Origin of the sequence: Croceicoccus hydrothermalis (assembly GCF_022378335.1) — a bacterium.
GTDB classification, from domain to species: domain Bacteria; phylum Pseudomonadota; class Alphaproteobacteria; order Sphingomonadales; family Sphingomonadaceae; genus Croceicoccus; species Croceicoccus hydrothermalis.
In genome coordinates this window covers 1-26,433 of sequence record NZ_JAIQCI010000001.1, presented here as the reverse complement: position 1 = coordinate 26,433, position 26,433 = coordinate 1, and the positions used below count along the sequence as shown (strand labels likewise).

Below are 26,433 nucleotides of genomic sequence, written 5' to 3'. Positions count from 1 at the left end.
GGTCGGATGATGAAATGGCAATATCATGATGTGCCCGGCCGGACCCGATCCGGCCGGGCATTTTGTTGGACATTCGCCATTTACGAGCGGCCCCGCCTTGGCGCATAAGGGGTTCGGACACGATCTGTTTCATGGCCGAAGCCTGTTCGAAGGCCTGAGGCGCTTCACGCTGCGGTCATCGCCCATCGGTCAGATCGAAGGTCAGTATTTCTCCCCGGATTGAGAGAGGGTCGCATAGTATGGCGGGACGCATTTCCACGATTTTTCGACTGGCCGCCCTGGCCAGCATGACCGCGATCGCGGCGTGTTCCTCCACGCCCGAACCGGCACCGCCCCCGCCGCCGCCGCCTGAGCCGGAAGCATTTCCCGCGCGGCCGCTTGCGCCGAACCGCGCCCACGAAGGGCTTCAGGTTCCGCGCACCGATCCGACCGGCGTGCGTCAGACGGTCAACACATGGGTGACCCCGGCGCAGGCGGTCTGGAACCTGCGTTCCGCCTATAACGTGGCGGCGCTCAATTGCGACGGCGTGATCTATGAACCGATGGCGGAGCGCTATGGCGCGTTTCTCGGCACGCACACGCGCGATCTCGCCGCCGCAGGGCGCACGGTGGATAGCGAATTTCGCCAGAAATACGGCCCATCGTTCCGCGATCCGCAGGACGCCTACATGACGCAGGTCTATAATTATTTCGCCCTTCCTGCGATGGAGGACGAGTTCTGCCCGATCGCTCTTGCGGTGAGCGAAGAGCTGGCCTCGATGCCGAAGGGCGGGCTGAGCGAGGCGGCCCCGGGTCTGCTGCTTCGCCTGGAAGAACCGTTTCTCGCCTTTTTCGAGCGGTACGAAGCCTACAAGGAAGACGCCGCCGCGTGGGAGGCCCAATATCTCGCCACCTATGGGGAGCCTTACCCCTACACGCCGCGCAGTTTCGCGCCCGCGCCCAGCATTGCACCGGTTGCCGTCGATGCGAATGGCAATCCCGTCGATCCCGCGCCGTCCAACGCTGGCGTGCCCGCGCCCGGAGCGACGGTCGTGACCGACCCGGTCAATGCCATTCCGCCCGTTCTGCAACCGCAGATCGTGCCGGCCCCCCCGGCTCAGGAAGCGCCGGTTGCTCCGGGCGCAACCACCCCAGTAACCACCACCGGGCAATAATCGATGACAGGCGGGCAAAGGGCGGTTTTTGAAAAATTCCCCCTTTGCCTCAGCCGCATCATGCGGTAACAGCGCCGCGTCCGCCGGATGAACACAATCCGGCGGATATGACTGGAACGGGGCCGTAGCTCAGTTGGGAGAGCGCGTCGTTCGCAATGACGAGGTCAGGGGTTCGATTCCCCTCGGCTCCACCAGTCTCCTCCTCACATCACCGGGATCGTTTGCCGGGGCGGCTGTAATGCGCCTCGCCGCTTTTCGTGCGCCGCGCGCATGGCACCTGCAGCGGCACAAAGAAAGGGCCGCGAAGGTTTCCCCTCGCGGCCCGTTTCGTGTCCGATGCCTTGCGGCGGTCGGATCAATCGTCGTCCTTAAGGAACGCCGGCATGTGATCGGGGCCTTCGCCCTTGTCCACCGGGCCGCCACGATTGCCGCCCTCACGGCGCGGACCGCGGCCGCCACGGCCACCCCGGTCGCCATCACGGCGCGGACGGCGATCACCGCCGCGATCGGAACGCTCGCCGCGGTCGCTACGCGGTTCGCGCGGCGGGCGAGTATCTTCAAGCTCTTCACCGGTTTCCTGGTCAACGACGCGCATCGACAGGCGCACCTTGCCGCGCTGATCGATCTCGAGCACCTTGACCTTCACTTCCTGCCCTTCGGACACGACGTCGGTCGGCTTTTCCACGCGCTCGTTCTTCATTTCGGACACGTGGACGAGCCCGTCCTTGCCACCCATGAAGTTCACGAACGCGCCGAAATCTACGATGTTGACGACCTTGCCGGTGTAGATCTTGCCGACTTCGGCTTCCTCGACGATGCCCTCGATCCACTTCTTCGCGGCCTCGATCTGGCTGTTGTCGGAGCTGCTGATCTTGATCAGGCCCTCATCGTCGATGTCCACCTTCGCGCCGGTTTCGGCGACGATTTCGCGGATCACCTTGCCGCCGGTCCCGATGACATCGCGGATCTTCGACTTGTCGATCTGGATCGTTTCGATGCGCGGCGCGTGCTGCGAAATCTCGGTGCGGGCGGAGCCCAGCGCCTTGGTCATTTCGCCGAGGATATGCGCGCGGCCTTCCTTCGCCTGGCTCAGCGCCTGGGTCATGATCTCGCGCGTGATGCCCGCGACCTTGATGTCCATCTGGAGCGAGGTGATGCCCTGTTCGGTCCCGGCCACCTTGAAGTCCATGTCGCCGAGGTGATCTTCGTCACCCAGAATGTCGGACAGAACAGTGAACTCCTCGCCTTCGAGGATGAGACCCATGGCGATGCCCGAAACCGGGCGGGTCACCGGCACGCCGGCGTCCATCATGGACAGACAGCCGCCGCATACCGTCGCCATCGAGGACGAGCCATTGGACTCGGTGATGTCGGACAGAACGCGGATCGTGTAGGGGAAATCGTCCTTCGTCGGCAGCACCGCACGCAGCGCGCGCCACGCGAGCTTGCCATGGCCGATGTCGCGGCGGCTGGGCGCCCCGAACCGACCCACTTCGCCGACCGAATAGGGCGGGAAGTTGTAGTGCAGCATGAAGTTCGAATAGGTCAGACCCTCGAGCCCGTCGATCATCTGCTCCGATTCCTTGGTGCCAAGGGTCGTGGTGCAGATCGCCTGCGTCTCGCCGCGCGTGAACAACGACGAACCGTGGGTGCGGGGGAGCAGGCCGACGATCGCCTCGATCGGGCGGACCTGCGTGGTGGTGCGGCCGTCGATGCGGGTGCCGTCCTTCAGGATGGCCTTGCGCACGATGTCGCTTTCCAGCTTCTTGACCAGCTTGAGCTTGCCCAGATATTCCGCCGGGTCGGCCGCTTCCTGATTTTCGTAATGCTCGCGCGCCTTGGTCCGGGCGGCGTTCACGGCGTTCTGCCGCTCCTGCTTGTCGGTCAGGCGATAGGCCGCGGCGAGATCGTCGCCGATGAGCGCGCGCAGCTCGTCGAGCGTGGCGCTCTTGTCCTCGACAGGCGCGAGTTCCCACGGATCCTTCGCGGCCTGTTCGGCAAGATCGATGATCGCGTTGACGACCTTCTTGCACTCATCATGGGCGAACATCACGCCGCCCAGCATGATTTCTTCCGAAAGCTCCTTGGCTTCGGATTCGACCATCATCACGGCATTGCCGGTCGCCGCCACGATCAGGTCGAGCGCGGTGTCGGCGGCATGCGCCTGTGACGGGTTCAGCGTGTATTCGCCGTCCTCATAACCGACGCGGCATGCGCCGATCGGACCCATGAAGGGCACGCCCGAAATGGTCAGCGCGGCGGACGCGGCGATCATCGCCACGACATCGGGTTCGGTCTCGCCATCATAGGACATGACCTGCGCGATGACGTTGATCTCGTTATAGAACCCTTCGGGGAAGAGCGGACGGATCGGACGGTCGATCAAACGGCTGGTCAGCGTTTCCTTTTCGGTCGCGCCGCGTTCCCGCTTGAAGAAGCCGCCGGGAATGCGCCCGGCGGACGAGAATTTTTCCTGGTAGTGAACGGTGAGGGGGAAGAAATCCTGCCCCTCCTTCACATTGCGCGCGGCGGTGACGGCGCACAGCACCACGGTTTCGCCATAGGTCGCCAGAACGGCGCCATCGGCCTGTCGGGCGATGCGCCCGGTTTCGAGTGTCAGCGTCTTGCCGCCCCACTCGATCGATACGGTTTTCGTGTCGAACATGTATTTTCCTCAATCCCGCCGGCCAGATTGCACGGGCGGGGTTTGCTTGTGCGGGAATAACCGTCCCGGTCCGGTGCGGGGCAAATCGGCCCCTGTTTTCGGGCGGCGACGCCGGATTGCGTTCGCCTTGCCCATTGATCCGGGGTCGCGGCATGGCCCGATCCCCATAAGCGAAAAAGCGGCCCGTTTGATGAGGCCGCTTTCCCGTAACTCTCGGCTTACTTGCGCAGGCCCAGTTTCTTGATCAGGTCGTTATACCGCTCGACATCGATCTTTTTCAGATAGGCGAGCAGGCTACGACGCTTGTTGACCATGACCAGCAGGCCGCGACGCGAATGGTTATCCTTGTGGTTCGCGTCGAAGTGACCGGTCAGGTTGCGGATGCGCTGGGTCAGGATGGCGACCTGCACTTCCGGGCTGCCCGTGTCGCCTTCGTGGCGGGCGTGGTCCTGGATGATCTGCTGTTTTTCTTCGGCGGTAACCGACATAGTCTTACTCCGCGACATCCTGTTAAAGGTTGAAGCCCCGAAGGACCCTTGCCTCGCCATCCGCGACCTCGATGAGGGCGACCGGCGTTTCGCCCGATTTCGCCCAGTAGGTTCCGTCGGGTTCGGCAAGCCCGGACAATTTGCGACCCTGTCGGACCGCCCCTGCCGCGTCCGGGGAAAGGGAGAGGGCCGGGATGTCGTCCAGCCCCGCCTCTACCGGCAGGAGAATGCGTTCAAGTGGCGCGCCCTTGCCGATTTCGTTCAGCATGTCCAGCGAAATCGCCTGCGCCTCGGCGAACGGCCCTGCGCGCGTGCGGCGCAGCATCGTCACATGGCCATAAGTGCCCAGCGCCCGCGCAATATCGCGCGCCAGGGACCGTATATAGGTACCCTTCGACACTTTTGCCAGCAACGTCACCGATTCGGCGAGTTCGAGCGGGGCGGCAGGGTCGTAGGGGTCGGGCCTTCCGCCCGCCGTCGCGAATGTGCCCGCGATACCATCGTCCCGCCGCTCCGACGCGAAGGTGAGCGTGTGGATCGTGACGCGGCGCGACGCCATCGCCACGTCCTCCCCCGCGCGCGCACGGTCATAGGCGCGCCGACCATCGATCTTGAGCGCGGAATAGGCCGGCGGGACCTGATCGATCGCACCGGTGAAATGGTCGAGCACGGCCGCGATCGCAGCGAACGGCGGGCGCCGGTCACTTTCGGCAATCACCGCGCCTTCTGTGTCGAGCGTGTCGGTCTCGCGCCCGAACTGCACGGTAAAGGCATATTCCTTCGTCGCGTCGAGCATCCGGCCTGCAAGCTTCGTCGCCTCGCCCAATGCGATCGGCAGGACACCGGTCGCCAGCGGGTCGAGCGTGCCGCCATGGCCCACCTTTACCTTGCCCAGCCCCGCCTCGCGCAAATTGCGCTTCACCGCCGAAACCGCCTGCGTCGATCCGAGTGCGAGCGGCTTGTCGAGGATGATCCACCCGTTCGTCACGCGCGGACCCCGGCGACGAGGTCCGCGATGCCGATATATTTGGCAAGCAGCCATTGCACCGGCGGCAGGATGACATTTTCCACGATGCCAAGCCCCGGGAATACATAGGGCACCACGAGCAACAGGATCAGCACCAGCGCAAAACCTGCCGGACGCAGCCGCTCATAGGCCGGGATCGCCCGGCGCGGGAGCAGCCCTTCCACGATATGCGACCCGTCGAAGGGCGGGATGGGCAGAAGATTGAACAGCGCGAGGAAAATGTTGATGGCGATGAAATAATAAAGCGACGTCAGGCCAAAACCGGCGATGCCCCCCGCATCCGGCCCGGCCCCCGCCACAACCGTGCCCAGCAGCACCGCACCGATAGCGGCCAGCAGGAAATTGCTCCCCGGCCCGGCGATCGCGACGAGCATCATGCCGATGCGCGGATTGCGCAGGCGGTTCTTTGCCACCGGAACGGGCTTTGCCCATCCGAACACCGGCATCGACAACAATGCCAGCACGCCCGGCACCAGCAGCGTACCGACCGGATCGACATGGCGAACGGGATTGAGCGTGAGGCGCCCCATCTGTTCCGCCGTATGATCGCCCAGCATGCGCGCGACGAAGCCGTGCGACACCTCGTGAAAGACGATGGCGATGATGAGCGGAACGATCAGCGCCGCGGCAAGATAGAGGGTTTCGTCCATGCCCGTCAGATAGCGACGAAACCCGCAAAGGCCAGCATGGCGACTGGTCATGGGCGATAAAAAGACCCGCCATAAAAAAAGGCGCCCGGTCGGCCCGGACGCCCTCTTTCACGAATTCAGCGGGATTTCAACGCACGCGCGGACCGCCGAACGGCAGCGGCGGCGGGGGACGGCGCGAACCGCGCGGCAATTGCGCCTGATACGCGCGGCCGCAATGTTCGACACAATAGGGGAAGCCGGGATTGACCGCCTCGCCGCAGAAATGGAAATCCGGTTCGCCCGGATGTCCCATGGGCCAGCGGCAGATCCGCTCGCTAAGGTCGAGAAGGCTTGTCTTGTCCGCAATTTCCGGGCTGGGCTTTGCAGGGACGAGCCGGCGCGGCGGCGCGGGGGGAATCGGCGGCTGCTGATCGCCCGGACCCTGACGCAGGAAGCCGCCGGGGCCGACCGACACGATGCGCGGGCTGCTTTTCTGCGCGGGTGCGTCGTCGTCCTCGCTCGCTGCGGGGGCCGGGGCGGGGGTCGGGGCCGGGGCGGGCGCGGCCTCCGCGCGGACGGGGCGTTCCGCGGGTGCCGGGGCGGGCGCGGGTTCCGGCGCAGGTTTCGCCGCGACCGGTTGCGCGGCCGGTGCCGCGGGTTCGGGCGTTGCGGTCTCCTTCTTCGGCTTGGCCGGTTTGGGCTTCGCCTTTTCGCCGGATTTCACGGGCGAAGGCCGCGATTTCAGGCCCAGCCGATGCGCTTTGCCAATGACCGCGTTGCGGCTCACACCGCCCAGTTCCTCTGCGATCTGCGATGCGGTCGATCCGCCCTCCCACAGCTTTGTCAGCGTGGCGATGCGTTCCTCGGTCCAGCTCATGGATACTCCGTTCAAAAACTTTTCGCCCGACAGGGTGCGGACGCGGCGTGGAAGGCGGCGGGGCTGCTTGCCATCCCTTTCGCATACCGGTAACCGCACCGACTGTATGAACGATCCGAAAATCACGCCCGCCCCGATAAAGCAACATGTCTCGCGCTTTCGCGCGCCGGGTGAGCCTGTTATCGGCCGTGTCAACGGACTCGGGCTGTGGACGCTCTATATGAAAGAGGTCCGCCGTTTCTTCAAGGTGCAGACGCAGACAATCTGGGCGCCGGCGATCACGACGCTCCTGTTCCTCGTCATCTTCTCGGTCGCGCTGGGCCGGTCGGGGCGCGAAATCCTCGGCGTGAATTTCGCCACTTTCGTCGCGCCTGGCCTCATCGTGATGGGCATGATGCAGAATGCCTTCGCCAATTCCAGCTTCAGCCTGCTTGGCGGGAAGATACAGGGCACGATCATCGACTATCTCATGCCGCCCTTGTCCAATGCGGAGCTGATGATCGCCATCGTCGGCGCGGCGATAACGCGCGGCGTGCTGGTCGGGCTGGCCGTGGCGCTCGCGATGGCGCTCTATCCCGGTGTCGACCTTGCCGCGCCGCACCCGTGGGCGATCGTGTGGTTCGGTTTGATGGGAACCGCGATGCTGGCGTTCCTCGGCATGCTGACGTCGATCTGGGCGGAAAAGTTCGACCATAACGCGGCGGTCACGAATTTCGTGGTGGCACCGCTCGCGCTGCTGTCGGGCACGTTCTATGTCATCGACAATCTCGCCCCGTTCTTTCAGTCGATCAGCCGGCTGAACCCGTTCTTCTACGTGATTTCAGGCTTTCGCTTCGGCTTTCTGGGGCGCAGCGACATCGGCGATACGAACATGGCGGTCCTTCACGGGGCCATCGGGCTCGGCGTGCTCAACCTCGTGCTCGCGCTCATCGTCTATGCGGTGCTGCGGTCGGGATGGAAGATCCGCAGCTGACCGATCAATGGCTGAGCGAGCGGTGCAGCGGGTAGCGGCCGTCGGTGAATTCGCCGAAGATCATCTCGATCGAGGGGTGATCGACCGGCCCTGAAATGCCGTCCTCGGTCAGGTTCTGCTGACTGACATAGGCGACATAGCTGCTTTCGTCGTTTTCCGCGAACAGGTGGTAATAGGGTTGTTCGCGCCGCGGGCGCAGTTCCTTGGGAATGGATTCGTACCACTCCTCGCTATTGGCGAAGACGGGGTCGATATCGAAGATAACGCCGCGGAAATCGTGCTTGCGGTGGCGGACGACGTCGCCGATGGCGAATCGCGCGCTCGTCACCGCAGGGGCGCTGACCGCCCGTCCGGCCTGCGGGGAATAGAACGTGGAGCGTTTCCTGCCCGCGTCCGTGTCGATCTCATTGGAACCGAAATTGATGCTCATGCCGCCAATATAGGCGCATGGCGGGATCGAAACAAGCGAGCGCCATTTCGCGCATGTAGGAAAACGCGAATAAATTGCGAATGCCCTCTTGGCAAAGGGCGGCGCATCGGTTAACCGCCCGCCTTCGTTCGACCCGTTGCCGAAAGGCGATGCACGAACCTCGGATGCGGAGAGGTGGCAGAGAGGTCGAATGCGCTGCACTCGAAATGCAGTGTACGGGCAACCGTACCGTGGGTTCGAATCCCACCCTCTCCGCCAGTCACCCTTCCTCAAGCGTCCGGAAACCCACGGTTTTCCTTGATTTTTGGCCATTTTCGGCTAGTTTGTGTTCTCTATTTGTTTCGATTTTTCCATAGGGATCCGCCACATTTGGGGGCACATTTGGGGGCATCGAATTGCAAAATTGGGGGCACAGATGCTCAGCGAACTTGCAGTGCGGAAGGCGAAGGCGAAAGAGAAGGATTACAAACTCGCTGATTTCGAGGGGCTGTACCTATTTGTCGCTAAATCCGGTCGTCGCAGTTGGCGGTTGAAATATCGGTTTGCGGGAAAGGAGCGTAGGCTCATTTTGGGGACCTATCCCGAACTTTCCTTGCAGGAGGCTCGCGAGCGTAAGCTAGAGGCGCGCAGGCTGTTGGCAGATGGGAAAGATCCCGGCATCGAAGCCAAGAAGGCTGCCATTGCTCGGACTTTGGCTAAAACAAATACTTTCGAGATTGTGGCCAGGGACTGGTTTGCTCTGCAGGAGGAGCGTTGGTCTGCCGTCCATGCGAGGGATGTGATCACTAGCCTCGAGAAGGAAATATTCCCGTGGATCGGTGCGCTGCCAGTGACAGAAATCGATGAGCCGGTGGTTCTTTCGGTGCTTCGAAAAATTGAGCGTCGTGGCGCAATTGAGACCGCCCATCGCGTCCGGCAGAGGATGTCTGCCGTCTTTGTGCACGCAATTGCCGAGGGTCGATCAGGCAGAGATCCAGCAGCCGTCGTTGGAAAAGCCCTCAAGCCGGTACCGCGTAGCCGCAAGCGCCCCGCCATTCTCAGCGTGGAAGGCTTGCAGGATATGATCCGTAAAACGGAGATCGAATTTGCCTCACCGCTCACCAAGCTTGCTTCGAGATTTGTTGCGATGACGGCCCAGCGTCTTGGGGCCGTGCGGTCGATGTCGTGGACCGAACTGGAGGGCATCGATTGGGAAGGCTCAGAACCCTCCACCTCTGCGATCTGGCGAATTCCTCCCGGTCATATGAAGCTTACGAGTGAGCTGAAACGAGAAGATACTTTCGAACATCTTGTGCCGCTAGCGCCTGAGGCGGTCGCGGTCCTGCGAGCCGTAAAGCAGCTTACCGGCCGTGGACCACTGGTCTTTCCCAGCAACAGGAATGCCCGCATTCCAATGAGCGAGAATACCTTGAGCTATTTCTACAATCGCTGTGGATACCAGGGCAGGCATGTCCCGCATGGCTGGCGAGCATCATTCTCAACAATTATGAACGAATGGGCCGAACGAAACGGTACTCCGAGTGATCGACTGGTGATCGATCTCATGCTGGCGCATTTACCCGAAGGCGTTTCGGACTCCGAAGGCGTTTACAATCGAGCGGCATTTCTCGACCGTCGGCGAGAGATAGCCGACGAATGGGCGCGAATGATATTCGGCATTTTTCCATCGCCGCAGAAGCTATTGGAATATCCTTCAAGATAGCCGGTCCTACCCTTATCGGAAGTGGATCGATCGTTCGGATCGGGCTTCCGGTGACGATCGGCACTGACCCGCGGAAGTTTCGTTTGAAGTCTCATTTACGCGGGGAGCCATGCAAGTTTCGTACTGGCATTGGGAATGGAGCGACCCTTCCCATTCGCTAAGACACAACTGTTTGAATCAGGATGACCGCGATTCTTCGCCAATCCAGTCTGCATGGATACGGTTCATGCCTGCGACAACGCCCTCAACGGTGACGTTAGCGCCGATAAGGTCGTCCTTGATCTCGTCGCATTCGATGATCCAGGCATCGTCTGTTGTTGTCAGGATCATTCCGCGCTTCCCGCGGCTCAGCGTTCCCGAGATGCGTATTCGACCGGCGCTCACTACTACCCCCTTGTTCAAAAGCGCCATTGGCGCAGCACTTCGCGCACATAGGCTGGCGTCTCGCCATTGCGCGGAATGCCACCCGCGCGATCAACGGCGCCCGGACCTGCATTGTAAGCGGCGAGCGCTAGCGGAACTACGCCAAACTTGTCGAGCATCTGTCGAAGGTATTTAGCCGCGCCGAAGACGTTGGCAACTGGATCGAAGCGGTTGGATACACCAAGGTCGCGCGCCGTCCCGGGCATCAATTGTCCTAGCCCGGCAGCGCCCGCTTTGCTGACGGCCAATGGATTGTAGCGGGACTCTGTCCAAACAAGCGCATCGAGAAGACCGCGTGGCAGTGCGTATCGGGCCTCTGCAGCGTGAACATGGGGGAGGTAGCTTGCGCGGCGGAAGCCGGACGGCGTGCTGCCTTGGCGGTGTCGTTGTCTATAGAGCAAATCGGTTGGTACTGTGTCGGCAACCGGCATCTCTGCTGCGGTCGCTGGCTGCGTGGGCCAAATGTCATGCTCGACAAGCAGAAAGCCGGCTGACCCTTCCGTGACGCGGAACCCGGCGGTTGTGCGTTCCATCGCGGCAAGCCCGTCAGAGGACTGCTGTTCCTGCGCGTGAGCAGTCACGGTGAGCCCAATTCCGGTCGCTGCTGCAGCGGCCACTGCCCATTTCCGTGTCATTGACCGATTTCCTCAATAGCCGAATCGATATGGAACATATATAGAACGATCATTGTAGGAAAATTGAATCCCAAGCGACGCAGAGCGGAGGCTGCGCGGGTGAAGGCATGTTACGATGGAGATGCCCCCGTGCAACAAGACCGGTCACCCAAAGTCCAAGGCGCACGACTGGAAACCAGCGCCCGCAACATCGTCGAACAACTGGGTGGCAGATGGTCTCGGTCGCGTGGCATGTGCTGCTGCCCGGCGCATGCCGATCGTACTCCTTCGCTCAGCATCACGCTCGGCAAACGGGCCATCCTTGTCCATTGCTTTGCCGGCTGCACGAACGAGGCGGTTATCGAAGCCATGGCCGCGGTTGGGATACGGATTGCGGATCTGTTCGATGGCACAGGTGATCCGATCGTGGCCGAGCCACGACGGGAGGTCGCCAATCGCAATGCTCTCAGGCTTTGGCTCGAGGCATCTTCCCTGGCCGGGAGCCCCGCGGAGGACTATCTCGCGTCCAGAGGTATCAGCATATCGTCGCCAGAGCTGCGCTTCCATCCACGCATGCCATTGGGGCCAAAGGATGCTGTCCGCTTTCTGCCCGCGATGGTGGCGGCTGTCCGCAATGATGCCGGTATAATGGCGCTGCACCGGTCCTTCATCGATATTGGCAAGCACCGCCTGGCATCATTTGCCCAGCCCAAACGCGCGCTGGGCAGCCCCGGTTCTGGTGCAGTTCGTTTCGCAAGTCCGGATGGAGGACGCCTCGGCCTCGCAGAAGGAAACGAAACGACTCTCTCAGCGATGCAGCTGTTTAACATTCCCTGCTGGGCAACGCTTGGCAATGAACGCTTCGGCCTGGCCACAATCCCGGAATCGGTGCGGCAGCTGTATCTCTTTGTCGACAATGATGCGGGCGGGCGCCTTGCCGAAGTGCGAGCTCGCGAGGCGTATGCCTGCGAAGGTCGGCGGATTATTACCCGGCGGCCAGAGCGAGCCGGGGACGACTGGAACGATGTGCTCATGCGCGCGGTCCGAACTTCGGCATGAAGAGCGGCCCCTACTGGCGATGTTCCACGGATCCGAACACGGAGCAGCAATCATGGGAGTTGAAAAATTGCCGCGAGTAATTCTCAAAAATTTGCATTTTGGAATGGGCTGAAGCCAAATAGTTGTTCGGCATCTCCAATAGGATGCCACAAGCACAAGCTGCATGGGAGCGCGGCGCTTTCCCGTCGATTGGAGAGCGGTTGAAACGGGATGCCCGGAAGGAGGCGGTACAGCAGGTTCGGGGGCGCGACATGAGACCGAGGCCGCCCGGCCCATAAAAGGCGATTTGCGGGATCCGGCGAATTGGGAAACGCCCCCTCGATCGATGCGGACGATGAGCGGATTGGGAATAGCCAGGGAGTTTTTCGGCCTGGCAAAACAGGCGTCGACGAACGCCGATCTCGTGCAAGCGCTGGCCTGTATTTCAACCAGCATGGATTTCGATTACTTCGCGCTGACGCATCATGTCGACTTTGCGTCAGCGGAACAAGCGGGGATGCGGCTCCATAACTATCCGGACGACTGGGTCGCCTGGTTCGACGCGCGGCGTCTGGGAGTGAGCGATCCCGTGCATCGCGCCAGCCAGGCAACGAGTATCGGTTTCACCTGGCAGCGGGTGCCCGATCTCATCCGCCTCACCAAAACCGACCTCACTGTACTCGAACATGCGCGCACAAGCGGGATTGGCGACGGTTTCACGGTCCCTGCCCATGTCCCGGGAGAAGCAACCGGATCCTGCTCATTCGCAGTGGCACCCGGGCGATCCATGCCGGTCGACAATTTGCCGCTGGCGCAATTGGCCGGCGCCTTCGCGTTTGAAGCGGCGCGCCGGATCAACGGCTCGAGAAATTTCGATGTCCACACGCCGACACTTACTGAACGCCAACGCGACTGCGTCCTGTGGATGGCGCGCGGCAAGACCGACTGGGAGATTGCACGGATTCTGGGCCTGAGCCAGGAAACGGTCACTCAGCATCTCAAACAGGCGCGTGAACGCTACGACGTGCCTAAGCGTTCTGTGCTGGCAGTGCGCGCCTTGTTCGACGGACTGATTTCTTTCAGCGACATCTTCCGACGCTAGAACGCACTATCCCCAGAACTGGGGATAGGCGAAAATCACCGCCGGGGTGAGGGTCACCCGTCCATCAGACGGGAGCGACCATCATGTATTTGACGACCCTTAATGGCACGCAGGGTGTGCCCGACGGCCTTCTCGCTGCAATGTTCGAGGCGCGCAAGCGTATCTTCGTCGACATGCTCGGCTGGGACGTCCCGGTGCTCGCCGGGCGCTACGAAATCGATCAGTTCGATGATCCGCGCGCTATATATCTCATCCTCTCCGATGAGTGCGGCAAGCATCTCGGGTCGGCACGGCTGCTTGAAACCGAGCGCCCGCATATCCTCGATACGCTTTTTCCCGATCTTTGCGAGGACGCGGTGCCAAAAGGGCCGACGACCCGGGAGATCACCCGTTTTGCCCTGGACCCACGCCAGAATGCCCGCCAGCGCCGCCGGGTCCGCGACACACTGGTCTGCGCACTGACCAATCATGCGCTGGCAAGTGGCGTCGAGGCCTATACCGGCGTCGCCGAGATCGCATGGCTGCAGCAGATACTTGCCTTTGGCTGGGACTGCGAACCGCTCGGATTGCCGCGCGAGAAAGGCGCGAGCCTTCTCGGGGCGCTGCGGATCGCGATCACTCATGAAACGCCGATGCTGCTCGCCAGTGCCGGGCTTGTTGCGGAGCCGGTTGCCACGCCGCACACTATCCGCCACGCAGCCTGAGGGTGAGGACTATGGCAACGCAGATGCAACTCCCGCTCTCCCCCGCCGATCACTGGGAGGTGCAGCTCCTATTGCACGGCTATTGCGCCGTGCCCGATCTCGTCCCGCCCGCGCAGGTGGCGGCGCTCGACGCCGATCTCGCGCCGCAATTCGAGGAGACCGATTTCTGTCGCGGGGACTTTTACGGCGAGCATACCAAACGCTTTGGCCGGTTGCTGACACGCTCGGAGCACGCCGCCGCGTTCGTCCAGCATCCGCTCATCATCGAGCTTGTCGAACGTGCGCTTGGTGCGTGGTGCGATACGATCCAGCTCAACCTTACCCAGGCCATAGAAATTCACCCCGGCGCCCCGCAGCAAATGCCGCATCGTGACCAGGATATGTGGGAAGGGGTGAAGGGCGAGACGGAATATCTGCTCAATGTAATGTGGCCATTCACGCCCTATACGCAGGAGAATGGCGCGACGCTCGTCTATCCGGGCAGTCATGGCGCACGCGCACTTGATCCCAGCGAACCGGATATGAGCGTCACTGTCGAGATGGTGCCAGGCTCGGCCCTGATCTTTCTGGGATCGACCTTGCACGGTGCCGGCGGCAATAGCAGCGAAGCGATCCGCCGGGGGATGATCGTCTCTTATGCCCTCGGGTGGCTCAAGCCCTATGAAAATCAGTGGCTCGCCTATCCACCTGACGTCGCACGGCGCTTCCCGCCCGAGCTCGCTGCGCTGGTGGGTTATCGCCAGCATCGCCCCAATCTCGGCAATTGGGAAGGCCTGTGCCCTTCGGTTCTGCTGGGCGAGGGCCTTCCCGACAGGATCGGCGCGGTCGACGCGTTACGGCCCGACCAGGCGGAAATGGTCGGCGCGTTCCGCCGCAGCCTCGGTCGCGCAAACGGCGGGGGCTGAGCGCTTTGTGATGAATGCGGCGCCGGTGTTCGATCGGGTCTATGGAGGCCTGAAGCAGATGCTGCGGGAAGGCCGCAGATCACCCGGCGCCCGTCTCGATCCCGCCGCGCTTGCCGACGAGCTCGCTGCCAGCATCACCCCGGTACGCGATGCGCTCTACCGGCTCACCGGCGAGCGCATGGTTGATGCAGCGGGCGAGGGCTTCCAGGTGCCCTTGCTTACTGAACCTGACCTTCGCGATCTTTATGCCTGGAACCTGCAACTGCTGCTCGCCGCCCCGCGTCTTGTCGATCTGCCGGTGCCGCAAAGTGAGGAGACTCCGACGAGTACGGTCGCCGAGCGCGCCGAAGCGCTCTTTGCTGGAATGGCGCGGCTGTCAGGGAATTGCGAACAACTCGCTGCTGTTACTGCGCTCAACGACCGGTTGCATGCGGTGCGGATCGGTGAAGAAATCTGGTTCGGTGATTGCGATGAAGAACTCGCCGCCTTGGCGCAGGCCGAAAACCGCCGGGTGCTGCTCGGGCGCTATCATCGGCGGCGAATTGCTGCGGTGCCCGACCTTCTGCGCCTGCGCTATCGCGCGAATGGCTGAGATATTGCCCCTGAACTTCCTTCAAATACGCGCCATATAAACTTGGGATTTGGAGGCGAGGTCCGGACACTTGGACTGCCGCGACTGATCGCGGTGGAACAAAGGAGATGATCATGGACACGCATGAACTTCACGACGAACTGGTCGATCTCGGCGTCGCAAGCGTCGAGACGCAGGGTGATGGTCTCGATCCGTTCGATATTGGCGGCCTGCAGCGCGTCGCCGGCATCGGCGAAGATTGACGAACCCGATATCGCTGGCGCGCCCTATGGCGCGCCAGCCTTTGCGTAAGGCTATTTCATGTGGCGTCTCGCTGATCATGTCAGCTTCTGTTGGGTCGAGGGCCAGGCCATCTTTCTGGACCTGTCGCGTGATCGCTATTTTGCGCTCCCCCGCGGCGTGAACAAGGCGTTCTGCCGATGGTCAGAGCAGCGTGACCCCGCGCTTGCGATGCCCGATGTCCTTGTTCGCCATAATCTGGTGGTGTCTGCACAACTGGATCAAATGCCTTCTGTGCTGCCTTGCACATTCGCAGCTCCCACCAAGGTTGCCACCCAGCTGAACCCGACGGGCGGATCGCGATGGTCGCGGAACTGTGAAGCGGCCTCGCTGTTGATGCGTATGCGTCGCCGCGTCCGAACCCGGCCGTTACAGCAACTCGTTGCCGAAGCGACATTATCATTTGGCGATGACATTGGAGATCGGGCGCTGCGGCGATTGTCCGTCAATGATTTGGCGCTTGAATTTGGGCGCGTTCGTAACTGGTTTCCCAAGCATCAGATATCGTGCCTGCCCGACTCTCTGGCATTGAAGACCTTTCTCGCTCGGTATGGTCACGCGACGACACTCGTTTTCGGGGTCACTGCGCAGCCGTTCGGCGCACATTGCTGGGTCCAGACGGGTGCGACGCTTCTCAATGACGTGCTCGATCATGTCGTCCGATACACCCCGATCCTTGCACAATGTCCCGCCGCTACGTCGCATTGATCGGCGCCCCGCCTTCGGCGATCGACAGGGCGATCGCCGCCGGTGCGGAAGTGGGAATGACATGCGTGTATCAGTTGCCCTGGCTTACGGTAATTGCAGACCCAGATGTCCAGGTGACCTTCCTTGCGGAAATGTCTGGCGTCATCCTCGGTGAAATCTTTACCCGCTCCTTTGAAGACGGCAGGACCGCCGCCGCCCGGATCGCAGCCGTGGATGAACTTCCTGCCAATGTCTGGGGAGGCTATATTGGCTTCGCGCAGGCTCCGGAGGGTTGCTCCGTCCTTCGCGGCGTATCCGGTCCTAATCCCTGCTATTTCACGCCGCTTGAAGATGGCTGGGGCTTTGCGCCCGATGCTAGACTGCTTTCACAGATCACTGGGTGGAGCTTCGCAATCGATTGGCACGCTCTCGGCAGTCTGTTGCTCTATCGAGAATCGCGCCCCGAGCACACGTGTCTGAGTGCCGTTCGCGAATTGTTGCCCGGGACGATGGCCACGATAGGCGCCGAGGGCTTGAGCGTCAGGACGATATGGACACCTGCGCGGTATATTGCGGCAAAAATCGACGCGTTTGACGACGCATCGCAAAAGCTTCGCGACACTATTCTCGCGACGATCCAGGCATGGGCGCAGCAATTCGAACGACCGCTACTCGAACTGTCCGGAGGGCTGGATTCGAGCATCGTTGCTGCAGGACTTGCGACGGCCGGTAGCCAGTTTCGTTGCCTCAGTTACCAGGCGTCGGGCGCGGACCTCGACGAAACTGACTATGCGCGCTGTGTCGCCGATCATCTGGGCGCATCGCTCGACAAGGTGCGTCCGGATGCAAGCGCGGTGCGGCTCGACGTGTCGGCTGCAGCACATCTGCCACGCCCCCTTGCGAGGAGCTTCATTCAGGAAACCGATCGTCTGAGCCACGAGGCTGCAAGGCGCATCGGAGCCGATGTCTTTTTTACCGGCAATGGCGGCGACAATGTCTTTTGCTTCTTGTCCTCGATTGCACCGGTACGCGACCGCCTGCGAACGTGCGACATCGCGGGAAGCTGGCGAACCGCGGCGGATGTCGCACAGGTTTGCGAGGTTGGACGGTGGGAGGTTCTCGCCAAAACCGTACGGCGGGGGTTTCGGCGGTCGGCAGGGGAGGAGTGGCACTGGACCCCCGACTTTCTCGCCAATGAGGTGGTTGCAGGAGCGTGTCGGCCGCCTGCGCATCCTTGGCTTGCGGCTTGCGAACAAGCCGCGCCGGGAAGCCGCGCGCATGTGGCTGCAATCCTGCGCATTCAAAATTACCTTGAAGGACATACACGGCTCGCATATGCACCGCTCATCGCACCTCTGCTCTCGCAACCCGTCATCGAAACCTGCCTGTCGATTCCAAGCTGGCAGTGGTGCGCGGGCGGCCAAAATCGCGCGGTTGCCCGGGCCGCCTTCGCGGATCATCTCCCCGGCGACATTCTTGAGCGGCAAAGCAAGGGAAGCTTTGTGGGAATGATTTCACGTATCCTCGAATTGCGCAGAGATCAGGTCCGCACGATGCTGCTCGGCGGTTTGCTGGCCCAATACAGGCTGGTCGATTGCAAGGCGATCGAGCAGCAACTTGCTCCGGCATCGCCGGTCTCGGGGCGTGGCGCGGGCCGCATTCTCGGTCTTGTCGATGCTGAAGCCTGGGCGCGCTCATGGTCGAGCTGAAACCGGGCTGCGGCCGCTACCGCTGGCCGCAAGCGCATGCCAGCGGCGATACTGTTCTTTCTTGGCAGGGTCGTCATCCATTTTGCCGCGCAACCAGTAGTCGAGCCAGTCGATACCCCTTGCATAGATCGCCGCGCGATGTTCGGGCTGCCATTTCACATGCATTTCGTCGGGAAAGACATACATGTCGACCGGTCGCCGCGCGGCGCGAAGCGCTGCTACAGTCTGTAACGCCATGCGATATTCTTCATCGGAAGCCTGAATGAGGATGGGCGGGGGTTCAGCTTTCGCCGCGTCTTGCGCCAGCGAATAGTCGGGCCAGAAGCCTACCTCACCATAGCCCGGATATCCCCATTTCTCGGTGACTGCCGCATAAGCGGGCCCCGACAGATACTGGGTGAAACTCGGTTCATCACAGCAGGTGCTGAGGATCGCCGCTGCATATCGCTGGCTGTGGAGGAGCGCATATGCAACCGTACTTGCGCCGTCGCTTAGGCCAGTGATCGCGATGCGCTCGGGATCGATTACGCCGCGCGAAATGGCGGCATCGATCGCGGCTTCCAGCGCGGTGAAATTGCGGCGCCGCTCGGCAAGCCCGGCAAGGTTGCGGCGCACGAAGCTATCGAGATCGGGTGAGGGCGGCTCCGTCCCCGGTTGCGGCGGCTTATGGAAGCTCAGCACGGCATAGCCGCGTTCTGCAAGCAAATGTATCGGATATTCATCGCCCGTCCCGCCACGCAGAAATCCACGGCTGGTGTATTGAACGATGACCAGCGGATGGCGTTCGTCGGTCCGATGCCCGGGCGGCAGGACGAGACGGGCGAAGCCGGGCGCGCCGTCAGCCGATTTGACATTGAGCATTTCGACCCGCCCGGTGCGGATGGTGGTCCATTCGGGATTTGGATCAAATACCGGGGTTATCATGCCGTCGCTGACTGCAACCCGCACGAGCCTCCGTGGCTGGTCGGCAGCTTCCTCGGCGCAAACCAGTGAAGACTGGAGAAGTGCGCAGCCGATCAGGAGCGCATCGGTCTGCCATAACCGCACTGGCGGCGATTGGCCGGGTTTCCATCGGTAGAGGGTCACCCGCCCGCCACCGGCATAATTTTCGTCATGAAGGAAAAGAATACTGCCGTCGCGGTCCCACCAAAAACCGGCAACATCGGTGCAGACCGCTGCCGAACAGACCTCCTCGCGCCCTTGCAAACTGGCGTGGAGGCGTTTGGAAGTCAGAAATGCCGTTGTCTCTTCGGGCTCGAGCCAGGCCAGCGTGTCCGGATCGCCGGGCCGGGCAATGGCATTGTCCTTGCCCGCAGGGCGCGTGGACGAAGGCTGAGCCTTGCTCACCACTCCCGTTGCGAGGTCGATGGTTTGCTCGACATACGGCACAGTTTCCCGCGGAAGAGGTCGGTCCGCGCTTAGCGGCCAGAAGCGATCATCAAAGAGATAGCCGCTTCGGCCTTCCGCCATGATGGCGGCTTCCGCGTCCAATATGCCGGGACGGGTCGTGAAGCGGATGGCAGTACCGTCGGATGACCAGGCGAAGCGACGGACATCGACTGCCGCATGCGTAACCTGTTGCGCTGACTTTTCCTGCACCCCCACCCGCCAGACTTGGGTGCTTCCATGATCGCGCCGCAAATAGGCGATCCACTTGCCATCGGGCGACCAGGCAAGCGGCGGACTGGTCACGGTCCCGTTTACTTTGTCGGCTCGTCCGAAATAATCGCTGCTCATGATTATCGGTTCGCCGCCTGCGTCGAGGAGCTGCCATGTGTCATCTTCGAGCGAAATAAGCATGATGCCATAGCAATAGTCATTACCCGCGACGTTGGCGCGGCGCAGCGCAATGGCAATGTGGCGCCCGTCCGGCGAAAGCGCGAAAGGGCTGTCCATCGACGGATTCTGCCAGGGATCCCCGAAGTCGCGCAATTCGATGATGTCGTCCGCCGTCACTGCGCGTGGCGTGGGCGTCTCTACACCGTTTGGTGGCTGTAATCGCTCGCGGCAGGACATGGCCGGCGGTACGAACTGGCTTGCCGTTGCCCAAAGAAGGGCTCCCAGCATCACCATGATTTGGTCACCTGTAGCGCGACGACCCGTCCTTGAGGGCTGGCATTCTCCGGATCGTAGCCGATCGTCGTCAGCCCGAGATTATTGACCGTGAACGGTGGATCATTGTCAAACAGATTGCTCGCGCTCAGGGCAATGGCCGTCCCGGCAAGCGGGCCTTTTTCTGCAGCAAGCCGGTAGCTGATCCGAGCGTCCACGGTGACCCAGGCATCGACCTGTTGCGGCTCCGCGCCTGTACGGTTCTCATAGCCATCGACATAGTTCACGAACAGTGACGCGCCGAATTGCGGGCCGGAATAGCTCGCGCGGCCGCGGAGACGCAGATCGACAGGGTTGCCGAGCGTATCCAGAATGTCGACTTCCGGTGCGTCGTCGGTCAGCGCCTGGCGGAATCCGATCAGCCAACTGCCGCCTACGCCCACTTCAAACGCACCGTCGTAAAACTTGCCCTGATAGGCGAGATCGAAATCAAAGCCGTTGAGATGCTGGCTTGCGAGGTTCTGCGTACGCGAATCGATGATCGTCGTGACCTGGGAGGCGGTAATCGGGTACAACGCGACGTAGCCCGGTCCCGAGAAATAGGCCGCGACTATCGCCGGGTCTGCGGGCGCATCAATGATCGAGGCATAGGTCGCCCGGTTGATGAGAAAGTTGAGCGTTTCGGAAGCGGGGCTCGCGATCCTGTCGCGATAATCGATGTCGAAATAGGTCAACCGCGCAGTCAGGCCGGGCATGAAATCTGGTTCCAGATCAAATCCTGCGGTCCAGCTGGTTGCGCGTTCCGGACCCAGATCGGGCACCGTCCCCCGCAGGATCAGAGCATAGGTCAGCCCGGTGTCGGATGCCGGGTCAGTGAGACCGATTGCGAACTGGAGCGGTGTTGCAAGATCGGGGCGCAGGTCATTGAAGGTCGGCGCCCGAAACGAGGTGCCCCAGGTTCCGCGCAATGTCAGGCTTTCAAAGGGCTGCCAGGAAAGCCCCAGTTTGGGATTGGTCGTATCGCCGAAGTCGCTGTAGTGCTCGTAACGAACCGCCGCCGACAGATCGAGCCGGTGTAATCCCGCAAGGCCGAGTTCCGGAGCCGCCAGCGGCAGCAGAAGCTCGGCATAGCCGGCGGTGACCCTCCGCGGATCAGGCATCGGCGTCGGTGCAAGTTCGACGGGGGTCAGCGTCGTTGTATCGCTGATTGCGGGTCTGTCCCGAAATCGTTCGTACCGATATTCGCCTCCCAGCGCGAGCCGGGCATCGCCGCCTGGCAGCTGGAATAGAGGGCCATCGGCGCGCGCAAGTCCCGATAGCATGGTGTAGCGCCCGCTGTCGCTGGTGCTGCCTCGGATCGATTCAATCGTTGCCGGGTCGGTGTTCGCTCCGTCTCCAAGCAGGTTATAGGCTGTCGCAGGATCCGTGTCCGCGAGGGCCGCGGCGAGGCGCGCCGTATTGACCCGATTATAGAACACCGAGTTTTCGCGTTGCGTGCCATAGGTCGCATGCGCATCAAACGACCATTGTCCTACATCGAGCCGAAGCCCCGAACTGGCGCCGAGCGCTTCCGACTTTCCGCGAAGCGATTCTGGTCCGAGATCCTCTACGAAATTGTAGCGCACCTGGATCGGCAGGTTCGTGCCAACCGGGTCGACATAGAATGGGTTGGTAATCGGTACGGTGCGTAGTGCATTATTGCTTGAGGCACGCAGATGCCTGTCAAATCGCCGGCTGCCGAATAATGCCTGCGCATAAAATTCCACGCCTGGCATGAGTTCCTGGCGCGCGGCGGCGAACAGCGCATGACGCTCCTGAAACGGCAGCGCGTCTGCGCCAAGCCATTGGTCCTGTACGTTTTGCGTTCCCGCCACGAGATCGGAGGCCGAGAGATTGCTACCATCCTGCCCCGCCGGAATTGCAAAGGTCTGGCCGCCGGCAACGATCGTGCCCGGATTGGCATAGTTGGCCCGATAATCGCCGCCGCCGAAGCGGCGCAAATCTTCGCTGATATAGGGTCGGTCTGCGACCGCGAGGCGGCTGCGCCGGTAGTAATCATAGGCAAGTACGATACTGCCAGTGTCCCAGCGCTTGCCGCCGATGGCACCTGCCTGAATTTCATCAAAGCCATCGGCAAGTCCGTAGCGCGCGGTGGTCTCAATCCCTTCGAACTGACTTCGCGGAATGATGTTGACAACGCCCGCTACCGCATCGGATCCGTATAGCGCCGAGGCGCCGTCAGGCAGGACTTCGATGCGCTGGATAGCGATCGTGGGAATCATCGATAGATCGGTAAAGACGCCTGCGAAACCCGCCATGGGAGGGCGTTCTCCATTGAGCAGGACAAGCGTTGAGCCGGTGCCGAGACCGCGGAGATTGACCCCGGACCCATAATTCTGATTGAGCGAGGCATTGCCGCGATTGGTCTCGATGGTGGTCTCATTCGGGCCGCCGCCGAAATTCTGTGGAAGCGCCTGCAGGATTTCTTGGGTTGTCGCATAGCCGCTCTGCTCGATATCGCTGCGATCGATCGTGGTGACGGCAGCGCCCGCCGGTGCGCGCCCGCGAATGCGCGTTCCGGTGACGAGAATTTCATTGTCAGCGGCATTGGATGCCGCCGTGTCCTGACCGACGTCAGCCGGGTCACGCTGAAGCACAAGGGCATTTCCGACGTGTTCGATCCGCAGGGACGTCCCTGAGATCAGCCGAACCAGCGCCTGTTCAGGCGTGAACTCACCGCGCAGTGCGGGTGCGCGCAGGCCCGCAAGCAGATCGGCTGGCGCAACGATCGTCGCGCCCGACTGATCGACGACGGCGCGCACCGAGCGCGAAAGATCCTGCGCGGGCAGGTTATAGTGTTGCTGCTCGCTGCTCTGTGCGCAGGCTGGCATCGCCATGCACAACGCGACCGCCGAAACGCCCATCTGAACCAGTTGATATCCGCCACGTCCCATGCTGCTGTCTCCCCAGCGCCCGCACCATGCGGATCGCTTGGGGTGTCTGACGACAGCGGCGCGGCTTTCCCCCGGAGTGCGCGAATTTTTTTTTTGGAGAGCCGTTGTGCCTTAGGGCCTGGCAAGCACCAGATCGCCGTCCGGGCCCCGGTCAATACGCAGTTCAAAGCCGGAGGCCAGCGCCTTGGCCAGCTGGTCGGGATTGCCGGCACGAAAGCCGCCGGTAAAGCGCAGCGAACCGAGCGAGGGATCACCGAGCCGAACCTGGCGGGTAGCGTAACGATTGGCTTCGGCGAGCACGTCCGCAAGGGGTGCATTCTCGAAGCTGAGTGTTCCCGACACCCAGCGCTCACCCGCCGTCGGGGCAAGCTCGGCCGGTGCAGGAGTATCGACCAGCGCCATCTGTCCCGGCTTTAACCGGACCATGGAAGCCCCTGTATCGGCCGCTGCCGAGGTTGCTGGTCTTCTAACCTCGATCGATCCTTCGATCAGCCGTACGCTTGGCTTGCCCCCGATCACCGAGACGTCGAACCGGGTGCCGGTCGCAACAACCTCGCCGCCACCCACTGCGACGATAAAAGGCCGGTCGGCCTCATGCGCGACTTCAAACCGGGCGCGCCCGGCAACTAGGCGAAGGCGCCGTTCGCCAGATGTGAAGGCGACGACAATGCGGCTGTCGCTATCAAGCGTGACGACCGAGCCATCGGGAAGCCTCATGCGTCGGATATCCCCTCTGGGAGTTTCGACCGACGTGTTGTTGTTTGTAACTTGGGGGCCAGGGTCTTGCATGGGGACGTTGCCGCGCGCTGAAAGAAGCAATGTAACGACGACTATGATCGCGGCGGCCGAGGCCACGAGAGCGAGTGCACGGACCGGAAAGCGCCGCTGTGGCGCTTCGGGCAAGCCTTGTCGCGCCCGGCCTGATGGGGTGTGGCCGACAAGTCCGCTTTGATCCCAGCGCAGTCCCATTCGGTCATAGGCGGCTGCATGAGCGGAATGGGCGCGGTACCAGGTCTCGAATTCGGCGCGATGACGTTCCGCATCGGGCCCTCGCATGCGCGCAAACCATTCTGCGGCCGCCAGGCGCACGTCATCGCCCGGCCCAGATTTCGGCTGTTGCGGTGGCATCAGCGCGGGCCCAGTGCGCGGTCGAGTACGACCAGGGCACGGGCGATCGCCTTCTCGACCTGCTTGATGGTTAGGCCGCTGCGGCCGGCGATCTCGGCATAGGTAAGCCCCTCGAGGCGGTGCGCCATGAAAACCTCCCGTGTGGTGACAGGAAGCTCCAGCATGGCGGCCTCGAGCCAGTCAAGCATGTTCCGCACCTCGAGCAGATGAACCGGGTCGGTGCCGGAGGGAAGGTCGCCTTCGTAGGAGAAGTGTAGATCGGCTGAACGCCGCCGCGCGACTTTTGCCCGGTCACGCAAAAGATTCTGGGCGATGCGGGTCAGATAACCGCTGGGATTACGGAGCGTTGTTGGTACGTCATGTCCAATTACTCGGGTGAAGGTCTCCTGTACGAGGTCCTGCGCTTCGTCGGGGCAGGCGGTGCGTCGCCGGAAAAAACGATGTAGGCGCGGCGCTTCGGTGGCATAAAGCGTTGCCGCATCCGGCTTCTGCCGAGCCTCCTTGCCACTGGCGTCCGCTTCCGGCGCGTCAAGACGCTTGGTCTCGGCCGGGTTCATCCGCATGTCAGGTTTGGACGGCAACGCCGTCCCTCCCGATCATCAAAAATTGCAGCTTTATCCATCGACCGGCCTCCGCAGGCGAGGCTCGGCCTTTAAAAAGCCGGGTGATGAGAACGTGCTTGGGAAAACACGCGCCGACGCCTTTAGCCGCGCACGACCTGGACATGCACGCCGACCACCCGGCCGCAGAAAGCAACCGGTGACTTGTCCCAAGCGAGGTTCTCACGCCTCGGCGCCGCCCTAATTGCGGCGCGTCGCTAGACTATACCGACTTTGCCATAGTTCAAGCTGTGACAATCAATTCAGATAAAAAGTGAAGTAAACTGCGGAGCGGTTGCTACAAATTGAAGTGCAGCGAATAAAAGGTCTCTCGCGCCAGTTGAGTGATAACTGCTGTTTCGCCTTTCAGTCAGAGCGAGCGCAGGAGCGGTTAACGGGAACGACGGCGTGAGCGATGCTGCGCTCCGTTGGGCTTTGGCGGATTGTCCACCGCCGACTCAATGTTGGGCGTCGCGCCGCAGCAGGTCGAGGTGATCGCGGCAGACCGCTTCGACGATTTCACGAAGCTGTCTCACCGATGCGGAGATAGCCTCAAGATCCTCGGCACCTATTTCGTAACTCGCCGAATAACGTGCTTCGACATAGGCGCGTTTCAAAAGCTCGAACCGTCTGCGGTCAGCCCTCGATCCACGCGACCACGCCTCGATCAGCCGGGGCTCCTTGTCCTCCGCCAGAGAACGCAGGAATTTAATATTGTGCGAGCGGGGGAAGTAGAGTGTGCGGACCAATAGAAAGCATGCGTAGGCCGTTTCCGTAGCCTGATGAAAATTGAAGGCAGCTTTGTTTTGCCATGAGCCCGATGCCCCTTTGCTAAAAGCCATTTCAGCCAGTTCGATCCATTCGCCCAACGAAACAATTTTTTCGTCAAAATACCGTTTCGCCATCTCATACGCATCGGTTGGTGCTAGTGGCTGGGGCGCAGTCAGGGCGTGGTTCGGCAGTTCATAAACCACTATTCCGTCGCGGACGATATCGACCCAAAAATACTCACCGCGTTCGAGCGCCTGATTAACCTCCTGCAGCGTGTGTACGATTATATTGACCGGGCGACCGACCGTCGGGTCATGCAGTATTTTGTCCTCGGCGATGTACCAATAGTCGGCGATGTCGGTCAGGCTTTCGTGATTGACGATGATCAGCAAATCGAAATCCGACTGATACCCATTGTCCGGCTCATCGACCCAGTCGTCGCGTGCATAGCTGCCGAACAAGATGATCTTGAGGATACGCCCATTGCGCTTCCACGGCTGGGTCGCGCCGGAAATCGCCCGCGAGAATTCGGTCATCAACGTCTCGCGGACGCGTGCAAGTTCTGCTTGTTGTACTTCGGGAAGATGATCGAGGTCGACGCGCATAGTTGTCCTGTCGGCAGATGCCCTGACTGTATCGCCGAAGACTCCGCTGCTCAATGGATAGCCCTGCCCGGGCGTTGAGAAGTCGCTTGGAAACAACCGCCGGCACCCTTAGTGCAAGCACCTGGACACAGCGCCGACCACCCGGGCAGGACCGGATACAGTTTGACGACCTGATATGGATAGGGGAAGCGTCCCGAGGCTTTCTCCAGAACATTGGCTATCTCGTGGTAAATGTTTGAGCTGTGTCCGTCGTCAGAACATTTGGCACACCTAGCTGCGTAAATTAGCGGAGCTTGGGCCTCGTCTGGGAATTGATGTTTAGGCGG

At 61.7% G+C, this 26,433-nt stretch carries 25 protein-coding genes and 2 tRNA genes; 14 read left to right on the top strand and 13 right to left on the bottom strand.

The genetic code is table 11. The features are described from left to right. Window positions 1–25 precede the first annotated feature (25 nt). The 3 genes from K4G67_RS00135 (at window position 26) to K4G67_RS00125 (ending at window position 1,348) form a co-directional block, all read left to right on the top strand. Window positions 26–223 carry a hypothetical protein gene (locus K4G67_RS00135; RefSeq protein ID WP_239804396.1) on the top strand — a complete coding sequence of 66 codons (198 nt, stop codon included), beginning with the start codon at window positions 26–28 and terminating at the stop codon, window positions 221–223. 64 nt (window positions 224–287) lie between these two features. Continuing rightward, window positions 288–1,154: a hypothetical protein gene (locus tag K4G67_RS00130; RefSeq protein ID WP_239804395.1), complete on the top strand. Its 867-nt coding sequence runs from the start codon at window positions 288–290 to the stop codon at window positions 1,152–1,154. Between the two features lie 118 nt (window positions 1,155–1,272). Further along, window positions 1,273–1,348, top strand: a tRNA-Ala gene (locus K4G67_RS00125). A gap of 161 nt (window positions 1,349–1,509) precedes the next feature. On the opposite strand, the gene pnp is transcribed toward K4G67_RS00125, so the two are convergent. From pnp to K4G67_RS00100, 5 genes are all read right to left on the bottom strand, one after another. Continuing rightward, complete coding sequence (gene pnp / locus K4G67_RS00120) at window positions 1,510–3,819, bottom strand: polyribonucleotide nucleotidyltransferase (RefSeq protein ID WP_239804394.1); 2,310 nt, start codon at window positions 3,817–3,819, stop codon at window positions 1,510–1,512. Window positions 3,820–4,037: 218 nt separating this feature from the next. Then, on the bottom strand, window positions 4,038–4,307 hold the full coding sequence (gene rpsO, locus K4G67_RS00115; protein WP_239804393.1) for a 30S ribosomal protein S15: 270 nt from the start codon (window positions 4,305–4,307) through the stop codon (window positions 4,038–4,040). A gap of 22 nt (window positions 4,308–4,329) precedes the next feature. Next, entirely contained in the window at window positions 4,330–5,349 is a 1,020-nt protein-coding gene (truB, locus tag K4G67_RS00110; RefSeq protein ID WP_420829963.1) for a tRNA pseudouridine(55) synthase TruB, read from the bottom strand. Next, window positions 5,292–6,035, bottom strand: coding sequence for a site-2 protease family protein (locus K4G67_RS00105; RefSeq protein WP_239804391.1), 744 nt, complete (start codon window positions 6,033–6,035; stop codon window positions 5,292–5,294). The genes truB and K4G67_RS00105 overlap by 58 nt, the downstream gene beginning before the upstream one ends. Before the next feature lie 76 nt (window positions 6,036–6,111). Beyond that, the gene (locus K4G67_RS00100; RefSeq protein ID WP_239804390.1) at window positions 6,112–6,840 is read right to left on the bottom strand and encodes a GcrA family cell cycle regulator; all 729 of its coding nucleotides are present in this window, start codon (window positions 6,838–6,840) and stop codon (window positions 6,112–6,114) included. A gap of 106 nt (window positions 6,841–6,946) precedes the next feature. On the opposite strand from K4G67_RS00100, the gene K4G67_RS00095 reads away from it, so the two are divergent. Beyond that, a complete protein-coding gene (locus tag K4G67_RS00095; RefSeq protein WP_239804389.1) occupies window positions 6,947–7,813 on the top strand; it encodes an ABC transporter permease in 867 nt (288 codons plus the stop codon). Window positions 7,814–7,817: 4 nt separating this feature from the next. Here the strand turns inward: K4G67_RS00095 and hspQ are convergent, their stop codons facing one another. Beyond that, window positions 7,818–8,243: a heat shock protein HspQ gene (gene hspQ, locus K4G67_RS00090; protein WP_239804388.1), complete on the bottom strand. Its 426-nt coding sequence runs from the start codon at window positions 8,241–8,243 to the stop codon at window positions 7,818–7,820. A gap of 168 nt (window positions 8,244–8,411) precedes the next feature. Here hspQ and K4G67_RS00085 point away from each other — a divergent pair. Both K4G67_RS00085 and K4G67_RS00080 read left to right on the top strand, forming a co-directional pair. After that, window positions 8,412–8,501 (top strand) — tRNA-Ser (locus K4G67_RS00085). A 157-nt stretch (window positions 8,502–8,658) separates the two neighbouring features. Beyond that, window positions 8,659–9,945, top strand: a complete 1,287-nt coding sequence (locus tag K4G67_RS00080; protein WP_239804387.1) for a tyrosine-type recombinase/integrase — start codon at window positions 8,659–8,661, stop codon at window positions 9,943–9,945. Window positions 9,946–10,122: 177 nt separating this feature from the next. On the opposite strand, the gene K4G67_RS00075 is transcribed toward K4G67_RS00080, so the two are convergent. After that, a complete protein-coding gene (locus tag K4G67_RS00075; protein ID WP_275588684.1) occupies window positions 10,123–10,356 on the bottom strand; it encodes a DUF5818 domain-containing protein in 234 nt (77 codons plus the stop codon). After that, window positions 10,344–11,003 carry a lytic transglycosylase domain-containing protein gene (locus K4G67_RS00070; RefSeq protein ID WP_239804385.1) on the bottom strand — a complete coding sequence of 220 codons (660 nt, stop codon included), beginning with the start codon at window positions 11,001–11,003 and terminating at the stop codon, window positions 10,344–10,346. Before K4G67_RS00070 ends, K4G67_RS00075 begins: the two co-directional genes overlap by 13 nt. Before the next feature lie 129 nt (window positions 11,004–11,132). Between K4G67_RS00070 and K4G67_RS00065 the strand changes: the two genes are divergently transcribed. The 8 genes from K4G67_RS00065 (at window position 11,133) to K4G67_RS00030 (ending at window position 17,998) form a co-directional block, all read left to right on the top strand. Further along, complete coding sequence (locus K4G67_RS00065) at window positions 11,133–12,041, top strand: DUF7146 domain-containing protein (RefSeq protein WP_239804384.1); 909 nt, start codon at window positions 11,133–11,135, stop codon at window positions 12,039–12,041. A gap of 334 nt (window positions 12,042–12,375) precedes the next feature. Then, entirely contained in the window at window positions 12,376–13,122 is a 747-nt protein-coding gene (locus K4G67_RS00060; RefSeq protein WP_239804383.1) for a LuxR family transcriptional regulator, read from the top strand. An 83-nt stretch (window positions 13,123–13,205) separates the two neighbouring features. Next, on the top strand, window positions 13,206–13,826 hold the full coding sequence (locus tag K4G67_RS00055; protein ID WP_239804382.1) for an acyl-homoserine-lactone synthase: 621 nt from the start codon (window positions 13,206–13,208) through the stop codon (window positions 13,824–13,826). An 11-nt stretch (window positions 13,827–13,837) separates the two neighbouring features. Continuing rightward, window positions 13,838–14,731, top strand: a complete 894-nt coding sequence (locus K4G67_RS00050; RefSeq protein ID WP_420829962.1) for a phytanoyl-CoA dioxygenase family protein — start codon at window positions 13,838–13,840, stop codon at window positions 14,729–14,731. A gap of 10 nt (window positions 14,732–14,741) precedes the next feature. Then, window positions 14,742–15,323, top strand: coding sequence for a GntR family transcriptional regulator (locus K4G67_RS00045; protein ID WP_239804381.1), 582 nt, complete (start codon window positions 14,742–14,744; stop codon window positions 15,321–15,323). A 113-nt stretch (window positions 15,324–15,436) separates the two neighbouring features. After that, window positions 15,437–15,565, top strand: coding sequence for a benenodin family lasso peptide (locus K4G67_RS00040; protein ID WP_230291558.1), 129 nt, complete (start codon window positions 15,437–15,439; stop codon window positions 15,563–15,565). A gap of 58 nt (window positions 15,566–15,623) precedes the next feature. Then, complete coding sequence (locus K4G67_RS00035; protein ID WP_239804380.1) at window positions 15,624–16,310, top strand: lasso peptide biosynthesis B2 protein; 687 nt, start codon at window positions 15,624–15,626, stop codon at window positions 16,308–16,310. After that, window positions 16,286–17,998 carry an asparagine synthase-related protein gene (locus K4G67_RS00030; RefSeq protein WP_239804379.1) on the top strand — a complete coding sequence of 571 codons (1,713 nt, stop codon included), beginning with the start codon at window positions 16,286–16,288 and terminating at the stop codon, window positions 17,996–17,998. The genes K4G67_RS00035 and K4G67_RS00030 overlap by 25 nt, the downstream gene beginning before the upstream one ends. On the opposite strand, the gene K4G67_RS00025 is transcribed toward K4G67_RS00030, so the two are convergent. From K4G67_RS00025 to K4G67_RS00005, 5 genes are all read right to left on the bottom strand, one after another. Then, a complete protein-coding gene (locus tag K4G67_RS00025; RefSeq protein ID WP_239804378.1) occupies window positions 17,984–20,071 on the bottom strand; it encodes an Atxe2 family lasso peptide isopeptidase in 2,088 nt (695 codons plus the stop codon). The genes K4G67_RS00030 and K4G67_RS00025 overlap by 15 nt on opposite strands. Next, window positions 20,065–22,974 (bottom strand): TonB-dependent receptor, encoded by a 2,910-nt coding sequence (locus K4G67_RS00020; RefSeq protein ID WP_239804377.1) that lies wholly within the window; start codon window positions 22,972–22,974, stop codon window positions 20,065–20,067. Before K4G67_RS00020 ends, K4G67_RS00025 begins: the two co-directional genes overlap by 7 nt. A 141-nt stretch (window positions 22,975–23,115) precedes the next feature. Next, window positions 23,116–24,132 carry a FecR family protein gene (locus K4G67_RS00015; protein ID WP_420829961.1) on the bottom strand — a complete coding sequence of 339 codons (1,017 nt, stop codon included), beginning with the start codon at window positions 24,130–24,132 and terminating at the stop codon, window positions 23,116–23,118. Further along, entirely contained in the window at window positions 24,132–24,695 is a 564-nt protein-coding gene (locus K4G67_RS00010) for an RNA polymerase sigma factor (protein WP_239804375.1), read from the bottom strand. The genes K4G67_RS00015 and K4G67_RS00010 overlap by 1 nt, the downstream gene beginning before the upstream one ends. A 494-nt stretch (window positions 24,696–25,189) precedes the next feature. After that, window positions 25,190–26,107 carry a HEPN domain-containing protein gene (locus tag K4G67_RS00005; RefSeq protein WP_239804374.1) on the bottom strand — a complete coding sequence of 306 codons (918 nt, stop codon included), beginning with the start codon at window positions 26,105–26,107 and terminating at the stop codon, window positions 25,190–25,192. Between the last annotated feature and the right edge of the window lie 326 nt (window positions 26,108–26,433).